The sequence below is a fragment of the Streptomyces sp. CLCI03 genome (genome assembly GCF_053615355.1).
In genome coordinates, this window is the sequence record NZ_CM132132.1 from 2,040,891 (window position 1) to 2,053,399 (window position 12,509).

The 12,509-nt window shown below is 74.1% G+C and carries 9 protein-coding genes and 1 pseudogene; 6 read left to right on the plus strand and 4 right to left on the minus strand.

What is annotated here, in order from left to right:
• Positions 1-166 precede the first annotated feature (166 nt).
• The 3 genes from ACWG52_RS09300 to ACWG52_RS09310 all read left to right on the plus strand — a co-directional run bounded on the left by ACWG52_RS09300 (position 167) and on the right by ACWG52_RS09310 (position 4,372).
• The gene (locus ACWG52_RS09300) at positions 167-1,525 is read left to right on the plus strand and encodes a DUF692 domain-containing protein (RefSeq protein WP_453128420.1); all 1,359 of its coding nucleotides are present in this window, start codon (positions 167-169) and stop codon (positions 1,523-1,525) included.
• The gene (locus tag ACWG52_RS09305) at positions 1,522-2,574 is read left to right on the plus strand and encodes a TIGR04222 domain-containing membrane protein (RefSeq protein ID WP_453128422.1); all 1,053 of its coding nucleotides are present in this window, start codon (positions 1,522-1,524) and stop codon (positions 2,572-2,574) included. The genes ACWG52_RS09300 and ACWG52_RS09305 overlap by 4 nt, the downstream gene beginning before the upstream one ends.
• A gap of 133 nt (positions 2,575-2,707) precedes the next feature.
• Positions 2,708-4,372: an alpha/beta hydrolase gene (locus ACWG52_RS09310; RefSeq protein ID WP_390168486.1), complete on the plus strand. Its 1,665-nt coding sequence runs from the start codon at positions 2,708-2,710 to the stop codon at positions 4,370-4,372.
• 130 nt (positions 4,373-4,502) lie between these two features.
• Here the strand turns inward: ACWG52_RS09310 and hemQ are convergent, their stop codons facing one another.
• Together hemQ and hemG are read right to left on the minus strand one after the other, a co-directional pair.
• Positions 4,503-5,216, minus strand: coding sequence for a hydrogen peroxide-dependent heme synthase (gene hemQ / locus ACWG52_RS09315; protein WP_030719802.1), 714 nt, complete (start codon positions 5,214-5,216; stop codon positions 4,503-4,505).
• 4 nt (positions 5,217-5,220) lie between these two features.
• Positions 5,221-6,705, minus strand: coding sequence for a protoporphyrinogen oxidase (hemG, locus tag ACWG52_RS09320; protein WP_453129055.1), 1,485 nt, complete (start codon positions 6,703-6,705; stop codon positions 5,221-5,223).
• Positions 6,706-6,859: 154 nt separating this feature from the next.
• On the opposite strand from hemG, the gene ACWG52_RS09325 reads away from it, so the two are divergent.
• On the plus strand, positions 6,860-7,861 hold the full coding sequence (locus tag ACWG52_RS09325; RefSeq protein ID WP_389809325.1) for a DUF4349 domain-containing protein: 1,002 nt from the start codon (positions 6,860-6,862) through the stop codon (positions 7,859-7,861).
• Between the two features lie 59 nt (positions 7,862-7,920).
• Positions 7,921-9,300 carry an FAD-dependent oxidoreductase gene (locus ACWG52_RS09330; protein ID WP_389809328.1) on the plus strand — a complete coding sequence of 460 codons (1,380 nt, stop codon included), beginning with the start codon at positions 7,921-7,923 and terminating at the stop codon, positions 9,298-9,300.
• Between the two features lie 6 nt (positions 9,301-9,306).
• Here ACWG52_RS09330 and ACWG52_RS09335 read toward each other — a convergent pair.
• Positions 9,307-10,494: pseudogene (locus ACWG52_RS09335) on the minus strand (GDSL-type esterase/lipase family protein).
• A gap of 88 nt (positions 10,495-10,582) precedes the next feature.
• Positions 10,583-11,647, minus strand: coding sequence for a uroporphyrinogen decarboxylase (gene hemE, locus ACWG52_RS09340; protein ID WP_389809334.1), 1,065 nt, complete (start codon positions 11,645-11,647; stop codon positions 10,583-10,585).
• 91 nt (positions 11,648-11,738) lie between these two features.
• Between hemE and ACWG52_RS09345 the strand changes: the two genes are divergently transcribed.
• Complete coding sequence (locus ACWG52_RS09345) at positions 11,739-12,395, plus strand: DUF3000 domain-containing protein (protein ID WP_033217695.1); 657 nt, start codon at positions 11,739-11,741, stop codon at positions 12,393-12,395.
• Positions 12,396-12,509: the final 114 nt, after the last annotated feature.

Consider the following 12,509-nt stretch of genomic DNA (forward strand, 5'->3'; position numbering starts at 1 on the left):
CGAGGGGTGGGATCCGCCGGGTCGAGCCCCGCGGGGCGGGCTCCGGCGAGGTTCCCCGGCCGGTGGGAACCTCAAATGTTCCTCTGAACGTCCCCTCCAGCGATTGGCGCGACTCCGTCGGGGCCATGACACCGGCACACGGTACGACGAGAGGGGGCGAGGGGACATGAAGCCCATGGCACACCTGGGGGTGGGCATCGGCTGGCGGCCGGAGATCGCGGACGCCGTCGAGCGGCTTTCCGGCCTGGACTGGGTCGAGGTGGTGGCCGAGAACGTATGCCCGGGCCACCTGCCCGAGTCCCTGCTGCGGCTGCGCGAGCGGGGCACGCGCGTGGTGCCGCACGGGGTCTCGCTCGGCCTCGGCGGCGCGGACCGCCCCGATGCGGCGAAGCTGGCGGCGCTCGGCGAGCGGGCGGTGGCGCTGGGGGCGCCGCTCGTCACCGAGCACATCGCCTTCGTACGGACCTCCTCGCCGGTGCTGGAGGCGGGGCACCTGCTGCCGGTACCGCGCACCCGCGACGCGTTGGACGTGCTGTGCGAGAACGTGCGGATCGCGCAGGACGCCCTGCCGGTCCCCCTCGCCCTGGAGAACATCGCCGCGCTGTTCGCGTGGCCGGGCGAGGAGCTCACGGAAGGGCAGTTCCTCACGGAGCTGGTCGAGCGGACCGGTGTCCGGCTGCTCATCGACGTGGCCAACCTGCACACCAACCGGGTCAACCGGGGCGAGGACCCGGCCGCCGTGCTGGACGCCATCCCGCTGGAGGCACTGGCGTACGTGCACGTGGCGGGCGGGATCGAGCGGGCCGGCGTCTGGCACGACACCCACGCGCACCCGGTCCCGCCGGTGGTCCTCGACCTGCTGGCCGAGCTGCGCTCCCGGGTGGAACCGGCGGGCGTCCTGCTGGAGCGGGACGACGACTTCCCCTCGGAGGCCGAGCTCGCGGGCGAACTGGCCGCGAGCCGCGCCGTGGTGACGGCCGGACCGGCCGCGCCCGCGGCCCCGATCACCGCCGGGTCCGCGGACGCGGCGCGCACCGAGCCGGACCCGGAGCAGGCCGCGGAGCCGGACCGGGTCGCGGAGTCGGGCCCCGTCGCGGAGTCGGGTCCCGTCGCGGAGTCGACCCGGACCCGGGTGGCGCTCGGCCAGGCCGCGCTGCTGTCGGCCCTGGTGGCCGGTACCCCGGTACCCGAGGGCTTCGACCGCCGGCGCATCCGGGTGCAGGCCCGGGCACTGGCCGCCAAGCGGGCCGACGTGGTCGCGAAGGTGGCTCCCGAGCTGCCCGTGATCCTGGGCGGCCCGGACCCGTACCGTGAGGCCTTCCTCTCCTACGCCAAGGGCCGCCCGATGACCTCCGGATACCGTCGGGACGCGCTGGACTTCGCCGAGGACCTGCTGATCCGGGACCTGCCGGCCGATCCGGCCGCCCGGCGTCGGCTCACCACCTGGTGGCGGGACCGGGCCGGGGCAGAACCGCCCCGCCGGATCGTGCGCTGGGTCCGGACGCTGTCGGGGAGAGCCGCATGAACTTCCTCGCCGTGGCGATCTGGATCGCCGTCGTCCTCTCCTCCGTCCTGCTGATGGTCAGGCTCGGCGTCGCCCGGTCCGCGCCCGCGGGACCCGCGCCCGTGCTGCACGACCTGTCCGAGGCCGCCTTCCTGGTGGGCGGCCCCGGCACCGTCGTGGACGCCGCCCTCGTCTCCATGCTCGGCGACGGCCGGCTGGTGGCCGGCGGCCCGGGCATCGTCCAGGTACGCCCCGGGGCACGGGCCGTCGACTCCGCCGAGCGGGCCGTCCTCCAGGCCCACCGGGCGGCACCTTCGGGATGGCTCTACCAGGTGCGCTACGGCGCCATGTGCGACCCGGCCGTGCAGGAGATCGGGGGCGCGCTGGCCGACCGCGGGCTGATCACCCCGCCCGGATCCGGGCTGCGCCGCGCGCGCCGCCACGGGCTGATCCAGGCCGTGGTGTGCGCGCTGCTGCTGTTCCCGGTGTCGCTGGTGCTGACCGTCGTGGGGCTCGCCCTCGATTCCGGTTCCGGGATTCCGTTCATCGGGAAGGTGGCGGTCGTCCTGGTGGGCGGCATCGTGGTCGGCCTGGTCTGCGCGGCCCGTGCCAAGAGCCGGGTCACCAAGGCCGGGGCGCGGGCGCTGCGTGCGATCCGCTCCGCCCACGTGACCGACCGGACCCCGCACGTGCAGACGGCGCTGTTCGGGCTCCGGGGTCTGCGGGACCCGTACCTGCGGCAGCAGTTGGTGCCCGCGGTGCGCGGCACCCGGCTGGCCGCGGCCCAGTCGCACACCCGCTCCCACAGCACGGACAGCTCCTCGCAGTGGTCGGGGGCCGAGGTGCTGCCGATCGTCTGGTGCGCCGGAAGCGACGGCGGTGGTGGTTCCAGTTGCGGCGGCGGTTCGGGCTGCGGGTCCTCGGGCGGCGGCTCCGGTTGCGGCGGGTCGTCCGGTTCGAGCTGCGGTGGTTCGTCCGGTTCCAGCTGCGGCAGTTCCTCCAGCTCCAGCTGCGGCAGTTCGTCGAGTTGCGGCAGTTCGTCCAGTTCCAGCTGCGGCAGCAGCTCCTGACCCCCGGGCGTACGGCAACCGGGGTCGGAATCCGCGGCAACGGGGCCATCGACGCCGACACCGGCCGGTGATCCTTTACAAGGAGGGCGCCCCGACCTCTCATCGGTTCATCGGATGAGAGGGAGGGGCCGCCATGCGGACGGGACTCGCGGGTCGGGCGGCGGCCGGCGCGGCGCTCTCCGTACTTCTCTGCGGACCGGCCCATGCCGCGCGGCCGAGCCCGCCCATCCCGACCGGCGATACCGGCGAGACGGCCACCGCGGCCGCGGGCGCCGCCCTGGTCGCCCGCCGCGCGGCGGCCCGGGCCACGGCCGGAGGCAGCGGCGGCCTCGACTTCCGCCGCTGCCCCGACGCCGAGGAACTGCCCGCCCCGGTCCGGTGCGCGACCCTGCGCGTCCCGCTCGACTACGCCCGCCCCGACGGCCCGCAGATCTCCCTCACCGTCAGCAAGGTCGCCGCGACCGGCGCCCGCGGCGCCGTCCGCCAGGGCGCGCTCGTCCACAACCCGGGCGGCCCCGGAGCCTCCGGCATGTACTTCCCGCTGCTCGCCGACCTCCCCGGCTGGGAGCGGATCGCCGCCGCCTACGACCTGGTCGGCTACGCCCCGCGCGGCGTCGGCCGCTCCGCCCCGCTGTCCTGCCAGGACCCCGCCCGGGGGGCCAAGGGTCCGACCCAGGTCCCGGCCGACCCCTCGCCGGTGTACAAGGCGCAGCGTCTGGCGGCCGCCCGGGCCTACGCCCGCGGCTGCGCGCGGCGGGCCGGCGCGGCCCTGCCGCACTACACGACGCTCAACAACGCCCGCGATCTGGACGTCCTGCGGGCCGCGCTCGGCGAGCGGAAGCTGAGTTTCATGGGCGCCTCGTACGGCACCTACCTCGGCGCCGTCTACGCCACCCTGCATCCGGGGCGCGTCGGACGGATGGTCCTGGACTCGGCGGTCGACCCCGACCCGCGCCGCGTCTGGTACCGCAACAACCTCGACCAGTCGGCCGGCTTCGAGCGCCGCTGGTACGACTTCCGCGCCTGGGCGGCCCGGCACCACGCCACGTACGGCCTCGGCACCACCCCGGCGGCCGTGCAGGCGAGTTACGCGCGCGTGCGGGACGCCGTGGCCCGTACTCCGGCGGGCGGGGTCGTCGGCACCGGCGAGCTACGGGCCGCCTACCTCCAGGCCGCGTACTACGACGACGTGTGGCCGGACCGGGCGGCGGCCCTCGCGGCCTTCCTGCGCGGCGATCCCGCGCGGCTGACCGCCCAGGCCGCCCCGGACCCCCGGGCGGCGGCCGAGGCGGAGAACGCGACGGCGGTGTACACGGCGGTGTTGTGCAACGACGCCTCCTGGCCCGCGGACTGGGAGACCTGGGACCGCGACCACACCGAACTGGCGCGCAGGGCCCCGTTCGAGACCTGGGCCAACGCCTTCCTGAACCTCCCGTGCGCCTCCTGGCCGGTACGGGAGCGGCAGCGGCCGGTGGCGGTCGGGGCGCAGCCGGAGCGGCTGCCGGGGACCCTGGTGGTCGCGGCGGAGCGGGACGGGGCGACGCCGTACCCGGGAGCGCTGGAACTGCAGCGGCGGCTCGGCGCCGGGGCTTCACTGGTGACGGAGACGGGGGCCGGCTCCCACGGAGTGGTCGGCGGCCGCAACGGCTGCGTCGACCGTCACGTGGAGCGGTATCTGCTGACGGGCGCCACCCCCGGGTGGCGTGTCACGTGTGCGCCGCATCCGGAGCCCGCACCGGTGTCGCTGGACGACCGGGCAGCGAGCGCCCACAGGGCGCTGCTGCCGCCTGTCGTCTGAACTTCCGGGCGGGATCTCCGGCTGCGTCGTTTCGGGGGCAGGGGCCGTCTTCCGGACCAGCCTCCCGATCCACCGGAGGAACTCACCTGACGGTGTGGTCGTCCTCCGGTCCTTCCCCCCAGGGGAGGTCTCAGGCGAGCCCGGCCACCAGGTCGGCGACGGACTTGCGGCGCCCGGTGTAGAAGGGCACCTCTTCACGGACGTGCATGCGGGCCTCGGAGGCGCGCAGGTGACGCATGAGGTCGACGATGCGGTACAGCTCGTCCGCCTCGAAGGCCAGCAGCCACTCGTAGTCGCCCAGGGAGAAGGAGGCGACGGTGTTGGCGCGCACGTCCGGGTAGCCGCGGGCCATCTTGCCGTGGTCGGCGAGCATGCGGCGGCGGTCCTCGTCGGGCAGCAGGTACCAGTCGTAACTGCGCACGAAGGGGTACACGCTGACGTACTCGCGCGCGACCTCGTCGGCCAGGAAGGCCGGGATGTGCGACTTGTTGAACTCGGCCGGGCGGTGCAGGGCCATGTTCGACCACACCGGTTCCAGGGCGCGGCCCAGCTTGGTGCGGCGGAACAGGTTGTAGGCGGTCTGCAGCTCGTCCGCCGTCTCGGCGTGCCACCAGATCATGACGTCGGCGTCGGCGCGCAGGCCGGAGACGTCGTAGCTGCCGCGGACGGTGATGTCCTTGGCGGCAAGCTGGTCGAACAGCTCCTGGACCTCGTCGGCGTAGCCGGTGCGGTCCTCGGGAAGAACGTCCTTCAGCTTGAAGACGGACCACAGGGTGTAGCGGATGACCTCGTTGAGGTCCTTCGCCTTCTTCCCCGCGTTGGGAATCTTCTCTGGTGCAGTCATGTGCCTATTGTCCCGTGCGCTGATCAGTGGTCTGTGCCAGGGGTGCCGTACGCGGGCCGAGCGCGGCGATCACCGCGTCCACGGCCTTGCCGGCGCTCGCGACGCAGGCCGGGATGCCCACACCGTCGTAGACCGCGCCGCACACCGCGAGGCCCGGCAGGGCCGCGACGGCGGTGCGGATCCGGGCGACCCGGTCGAGGTGGCCGACCGGGTACTGGGGCAGTCCGCCCTCCCAGCGGGTGACGGTGGAGGCGATCGGCCGGGCCGCGAGGCCCACGGCCCCGCCGAGGTCGTCGAGGGACACGTCGACGAGCTCGCCGTCCTCGCGCGACAGGTCCTTCTCGTCGGCGTACCGGCCGACCGAGGTGCGCAGCAGGAAGAGGTCGGGATCCGTCCCGGCCCAGGCCCACTTGTTGCTGGAGAAGGTGGAGGCCTTGATGGTCCGGCCGTCGACGGGCGGTACGAGGAATCCGCTGGCGCCGCCGTCGGAGACGGCCTCCGGCAGGTCGGAGCGGCGGAACGCCATGGTGATGAGGGCCATCGAGGCGTACTCGACCCCCCGCAGTTCGGCGGCGGCGGCCGGGGCGAGCCCGTCCAGCAGCCGTGCGGCGGCCCCGGCCGGCGTGGCCAGGATCACGGCGTCGGCGTCGACGACCTCGGCGCCGGCCACCACCCGCCAGCCCTCGGTCGTACGGACGACCTCGCTGACGGGGGTGTCGGTGACGAGCCGGGCCCCCGCGGCGCGGCAGGCCTCGGCAACGGCGATCGGGAGCCGTCCGACACCGCCGTCGATGCCGGCGAAGACCGGGCCGGCCGCCTGGGGCGAGGCCTGCGCCCGGCGTTGCAACGCGCGGACGCCGTCGCCCAGGAGGGCGTGCGTACGGGCGACCTCGAAGAGCTGGGGCACGGCGGCCCGCATGGAGATGCGGTAGGCGTCGCCCGCGTAGACCCCGCCGAGCAGCGGTTCCACCAGCCGGTCGACGACCTCGCGGCCGAGGCGGGCCGCGACGTACTCGCCGACGGCGACGTCGTCGCCGATCTCGGTGGGCGGCAGCGTCCGCTCGGCCTCGATACGGGCCAGTCCCTCGGCGGAGAGCACCCCGGAGGCGGCGAGCGGTCCCAGGTCGCCGGGGACGCCCATCACATGGCCGCGCGGCATCGGCCGTAGCGCGCCGCGGGTCCACAGGTGGGCGGTGGCGGTGGCGGGCGGCTGCACGGCGTCGGCCAGGCCCACGGCCTCGGCGAGGGCCACGGCCTCGGGGCGGCGGGCGAGCATGGATTCGGCGCCGAGGTCCACGGGGGCGCCGGCGAGCTCACCGGAGTACAGCTTGCCGCCGAGCCGCGGTCCGGCTTCCAGCAGGGTGACGCGGACGCCTTCGGCGAGCAGCCGGTGGGCTGCCGCGAGGCCCGCGATACCGCCGCCGATGACGACGGCGTGGCCCGGGGAGCCGGCGGACCGGGGTGAGCCTCCCGGCCGATCCGTACGCATGTCCGCTTCGTGCATGGACACATCGTCTCAGACCGATCTCCGAGGCCGGACCGTGACCTCATCGGGATCACCCCGGGACCGTGGATTCGAAACCCGCGACGGGACTCTGGACGTCGAACCGGCAACACCAGCCGATCCTCGGGGGTTCACAGCGATGCGTAGCTTCGACAGACACCGTTCCGCGGCGGCCCTGGCCGCCCTCTCGCTGGTCGGGGCGCTCGCCCTCACCGGCTGCGGGGCGAGCGGCCAGGGCTCCGCGAACGACAAGGCCGCGGTGGCGCCCGCCGCCGACGGCAAGGCTCCGGAGGGCGCCGCGGCGGCCCCGGCGCCGGCGGGGTCCGCGGGCGCCGCGGGCTCCTCCAGCAACACCGGTAAGAACGACCGGCCGCCGGTCGCGGTCCGCCCGAACGTCATCCGGACGGCGACGCTCGGCATCGAGACGGCGGACGTCCAGAAGACGCTCGCCGCGGCCCGCACGGCCGCCGACGACGCGGGCGGCTACGTCGGCAACGAGTCCACCAAGCGCGGCGAGAACGGCCGGATGACCTCGACGCTGACCCTGCGGGTGCCGGGCGAGCGCTACGACGCCGTGCTCGGCGCCATGGAGGGCAGCGGGAAGCTCCTGCACCGCAAGGTCGACGCGCAGGACGTCACGGAGAAGGTCGCCGACATCGGCAGTCGCGTCGCCTCGCAGCAGGCCAGCGTGGCACGGGTGCGGGAGATGATGGGCAAGGCCTCGGCGCTGAGCGAGGTGGTGATGCTGGAGAGCGAGCTGTCGCGCCGCCAGTCCGACCTGGAGTCGCTGCTCGCGCAGCAGACGGCGTTGAAGGACCAAACCTCGCTGGGCACGATCACGCTGGAGGTCTCGGAGCCGGCCGCGAAGCCGGAGCCGGAGAAGAAGGAGAAGAAGAAGGAGCCCACCTTCCTGGGGGCTCTGGGCGGGGGCTGGGACGTCTTCACGAAGGTCGTGCGCTATCTGACGGTGGCGGTGGGCGCGGTGCTGCCGTTCGCGCTGACGGCCGCGGTGGTGCTGGTGCTGTTCCGGGTCTACCGGCGGTGGCGTCCGGCGGCTCCGAAGTCGGCCCCGGCGCCGTGGCGGCCGACGGTACCGGCGGCCCGGAAGGCTCCGGACGCGGAGGCGGACGTACAGGACTGAACGCGCGTTCGGCCGTAGCGTGTTCACCATCCGACGGTGGTGAAGGGGCGGTACGGACGATGGCGACGGAACGACTGGTGGTGGTGGGCGGTGACGCGGCGGGGATGTCCGCCGCGTCGCAGGCCCGCAGGCTGAAGGGCCCGGCGGAGCTGGAGATCGTGGCCTTCGAGCGCGGGCACTTCACCTCCTACTCGGCGTGCGGGATCCCGTACTGGGTCGGCGGTCAGGTCGCCGAACGCGACGACCTGATCGCCCGTACCCCCGAGGAGCACCGGGCCCGGGACATCGATCTGCGCATGCGCACGGAGGTCGTGGAGCTCGATCTTTCCGGGTCCCGGGTCCGCGCCCGCGATCTGGACACCGGGTCCGAATCCTGGACGGAGTACGACAAGCTGGTCCTGGCGACGGGCGCCCGCCCGGTCCGCCCCCGGCTCCCCGGCATCGGCGCGCACGGGGTCCACGGCATCCAGAGCCTGGACGACGGCCAACGACTGATGGAGACCCTGCGGCGCACGGAGGGCCGCCGGGCGGTCGTGGTCGGCGCGGGGTACATCGGCGTGGAGATGGCCGAGGCCCTGGTGGCGCGGGGGTACGAGGTCACCGTCCTGCACCGGGGCGAGCAGCCGATGGCCACGCTGGACCCGGACATGGGCGGCCTGGTGCACAGCGCGATGAACCGGATGGGGATCCGTACGGTCTCCCGCGCCGAGGTGACGAAGATCCTCACCGACGAGGAGGGTCGGGCCCGCGCGGTGGCCACGTCGGGGGGCGAGGAGTACGAGGCCGACGTGGTCGTGCTCGGCATCGGCGTGGAGCCCCGTACGGCGCTCGCCCGCGCGGCCGGACTTCCCCTCGGCCCTTCGGGGGGCCTGCTCACGGACCTCTCGATGCGGGTCCGCGGCCACGAGAACATCTGGGCGGGCGGCGACTGCGTGGAGGTCCTGGACCTGGTCGCGGGCCGCACCCGGCACATCCCGCTGGGCACGCACGCCAACAAGCACGGTCAGGTCATCGGCTCGGGCGTGGGCGGTGGCTACGCGACCTTCCCCGGGGTGGTCGGGACGGCGGTCAGCAAGGTCTGCGACCTGGAGATCGCCCGTACGGGGCTGCGCGAGCGGGACGCGCTGGAGGCGGGCCTGCGCTTCGTGACGGCCACCATCACCTCCACCAACACCGCGGGCTACTACCCGGGCGCGGCGGAGATGACGGTGAAGATGCTGGCGGAACGCCGCACGGGCCGCCTGCTCGGGGTCCAGATCGTCGGTGGCGCGGGATCCGCGAAGCGGGTGGACATCGCGGCGGTCGCCCTCACGGCGGGCATGACGGTCGACGCGATGGTGTCCCTGGACCTGGGCTACGCGCCGCCGTTCTCCCCGGTCTGGGACCCGATCCTGGTGGCGGCCCGCAAGGCCGTCGCAGCGGTCCGCGCCGCCGTCTAGACACTCCTAGAGGACGGCCGGCGGCGCGAACGGGCCGTCCGGGGCGAAGGCGAGGGCCGCGAAGCGTTCACCCATCCGGCGGTGTGTGGCCGCGTCCGGGTGGAGGGCGTCCGGCAGCGGGAGCTCGGCCGTGTCCCCCTCGCCGTAGAGGGCGCGGCCGTCGAGGAGGTGCAGGTTCGGGTCGTCGGCGGCGCGCAGGCGCACGATCCGGGCCAGCTCCTCGCGGATGACGCCCAGGGTCAGCTTGCCGAAGGCCCGTTCGGCGGGGTCACCGGCGGCCTCGAACCGCAGCCGCCCCTCGGCGAGCTCACCGAGGTCGGGCGCGCTGGGGCCGGGGGTGTCCTCGTGGATGGGGCACAGGATCGGCGAGAGGACCAGGAGCGGGGTGGTGGGGTGGCCCTCGCGCACGGTGTCGAGGAACCCGTGCACGGCGGGGCCGAAGGCCCGCAGCCGCATCAGGTCGCGGTTGACGAGGTTGATGCCGATCTTGACGCTGATCAGGTCCGCCGGGGTGTCGCGCAGGACCCGGGCGGTGAAGGGGTCGAGCAGCGCGTTGCCGCTCAGGCCCAGGTTGGTCAGTTCCACCCCGCCGAGGCCGGCGGCCAGCGCGGGCCAGGTGGTGCTGGGGCTCGCGGCGTCGGAGCCGTGGCTGATCGAACTTCCGTGGTGCAGCCACCGGCGGCGGCCCGTCTCCGGCGGCGTCTCCACGGGGGCGTCGGTGCGCAGGGCGACCAGCTGGGTGATCTCGTTGTGGGGCAGCCAGATCTCGACGTCCTTGGCACGGTCCGGGAGGCCGGAGAACCGTACGGTCCCGGGCGGGCCGGGCCGGGTCTCGGTGGCGCCGGTGGCCATGTCCACCTGGAGGACGTTGCCGCCGCCGACATGGCCCTGACCGGCCGGCAGGCCGTCGATCAGCAGGTCGTACAGGCCGTCGGGACGGGGCGGCGCTCAGTCGTAGGCCATCTTCGTGCGGAGCGTGTCCAGCTCGATGACGGTGGCCCGGGTGCGGAACGCCAGCCGCACCCCGGAGGGCTGGGCCTCGACCGTGGCCAGATCGCCGTCGGCGCATTGGGCGCGGGCCCGGGCGGGCAGCCGGTGCGGCAGCAGCCCGTGCTCGGTGCGCTCCAGGTCCAAGGCGCCGCGCAGCAGGTCCGGGATGATGGGCGTGGTGATCCGGGCGGATTCGTGACTCATGCACACACCCTGCCGACCGGCCCCCCGCGTCCGCCACATCATTACCGGACGGCGCGGTGCGCCCGGTCATGATGCGGCGGGGTGCGGGTCAGCGCGCGGTGCGGGTGTGGACGTAGTCCACCAGGCGGGTCAGCGCGTCGGGGTCGGTCGTCGGGAGGACGCCGTGGCCCAGGTTGAAGACGTGACCCTCCAGGCCGGCGGCGGCCGCGAGGACCTCGTCCGTCTTGGCCTCGACGGCCTCGGGGGTGGAGAAGAGCACGGCCGGGTCCAGGTTGCCCTGGAGCGCCTTGCCGGGGCCGACCCGGCGCACGGCCTCGTCGAGCGGGACGCGGTAGTCGACGCCCATGACGTCGGCGCCGGCCTCGCCCATGAGGCCGAGGAGCTCGCCCGTGCCCACGCCGAAGTGGATCCGCGGCACTCCGTAGGAGGCGACGGACTCCAGGACCTTGGTGGAGGCGGGCATCACCGAGCGGCGGTAGTCCGCCGGGGCGAGGGCGCCGACCCAGGAGTCGAAGAGCTGGATCGCGGAGGCGCCGGCCTCGATCTGGACCTTGAGGAAGGCGGAGGTGATCTCCGCGAGGCGGTCCAGGAGGTCGGCCCACAGCTGCGGGTCCCCGTACATGAGGGCCTTGGTGTGCTCGTGGTTCTTGGAGGGGCCGCCCTCGACCAGGTAGCTCGCGAGGGTGAAAGGCGCGCCCGCGAATCCGATCAACGGCGTGGCGCCCAGTTCACCCGTGAGCATGCCGATCGCCTCGGTGACGTACGAGACGTCCTCCGGGGTGAGGTCGCGCAGCTGTGCGAGGTCCTCGCGGCGGCGGATCGGCTGGGCGACGACCGGGCCGATGCCCGGCTTGATGTCCAGGTCGACGCCGATGGCCTTCAGCGGGACGACGATGTCGGAGAAGAAGATCGCCGCGTCCACGTTGTGGCGGCGCACCGGCTGCAGGGTGATCTCGGTGACCAGGTCGGGCCGCATGCAGGACTCCAGCATCTGCGTGCCCTCGCGCAGCTTGCGGTACTCCGGGAGTGAGCGTCCCGCCTGTCGCATGAACCACACCGGGGTGTGCGGCACCGGCTCCCGCCGGCACGCCTTCAGGAAGGCGGAATCGTACGTCTGACTCGGCTGGCCCGTGGGGCGGGTGTTGGCGCTCACGACCCAAATCTTCGCACGTATGAAGAAGTGTCCGACCCGGCGAGGGTGTCCCTGCGGCGCGCGGGCGCTCGTTCCGCCTAGTCTTCCCCGCATGGCTGCGGCTCAGGGACGATTTTCAGATGGCGCCGAGGGTATGGACAGCGCGAAGGAGAGCTCCGTCCCGCTCCCGTTCCGGCGGGCGGTCGACGGCTTGAAGAAGGCCCGGCTGCGTCCGGGGATCGAGATCGACCCCACGAAACCGCCCCAGAGACTGGCGCCGCACGCCTACGCCCTGGAGGCCGCGGTGGTGGACGGCGAGGAGGACCTGGCCGACGGTCGGCTCATCCTGCTGCACGATCCGTCCGGGCACGACGCCTGGCAGGGGACCTTCCGGCTGGTGACGCTGGTGCGCGCGGAGCTGGAGCCGGAGATGGCTGCGGACCCGCTGCTGCCCGAGGTGTGCTGGTCCTGGCTGACGGGGGCGCTGCAGGCGCGCGGGCTGGCGTACGGGGAGGCGAGCGGCACCGTGACGATGGCGGGCTCGCACTACTTCGGCGGGCTCGCGGAGCGGCGGCCGGCCACGCAGATCGAGATCCGGGCCTCGTGGACGCCGCGCGAGGGTGTGGGCGGGGTGCCGGACACCTCGGCGCACCTGTCGGCGTGGTGCGAACTGCTGTGCCAGGTCGCGGGGCTGCCGCCGGTGGGTCCCACGGACACGGCGACGGGTGTGGTCTCCCTGCCACAGCGTCGCGGTCCGCACCACCCGTAGCCACGGGGCCGGACGGCCGCCGGATGCGGCGCGCGACCCGGAACGACTGAGCGAAGAACAGGTCGGTCGGTCGAAAGACGGCGTCCCTTGCGGGCTTCTGATCAACCGATGATC

Excerpts from the sequence above, each read along its gene's own strand:
- hemQ (WP_030719802.1), bottom strand. The coding sequence starts at position 5,216 with ATGACTGCACCAGAGAAGATTCCCAACGCGGGGAAGAAGGCGAAGGAC.
- ACWG52_RS09330 (WP_389809328.1), top strand. The coding sequence starts at position 7,921 with ATGGCGACGGAACGACTGGTGGTGGTGGGCGGTGACGCGGCGGGGATG.
- ACWG52_RS09305 (WP_453128422.1), top strand. The coding sequence starts at position 1,522 with ATGAACTTCCTCGCCGTGGCGATCTGGATCGCCGTCGTCCTCTCCTCC.
- ACWG52_RS09325 (WP_389809325.1), top strand. The coding sequence starts at position 6,860 with ATGCGTAGCTTCGACAGACACCGTTCCGCGGCGGCCCTGGCCGCCCTC.
- ACWG52_RS09300 (WP_453128420.1), top strand. The coding sequence starts at position 167 with ATGAAGCCCATGGCACACCTGGGGGTGGGCATCGGCTGGCGGCCGGAG.
- ACWG52_RS09345 (WP_033217695.1), top strand. The coding sequence starts at position 11,739 with ATGGCTGCGGCTCAGGGACGATTTTCAGATGGCGCCGAGGGTATGGAC.
- hemG (WP_453129055.1), bottom strand. The coding sequence starts at position 6,705 with ATGCGTACGGATCGGCCGGGAGGCTCACCCCGGTCCGCCGGCTCCCCG.
- ACWG52_RS09310 (WP_390168486.1), top strand. The coding sequence starts at position 2,708 with ATGCGGACGGGACTCGCGGGTCGGGCGGCGGCCGGCGCGGCGCTCTCC.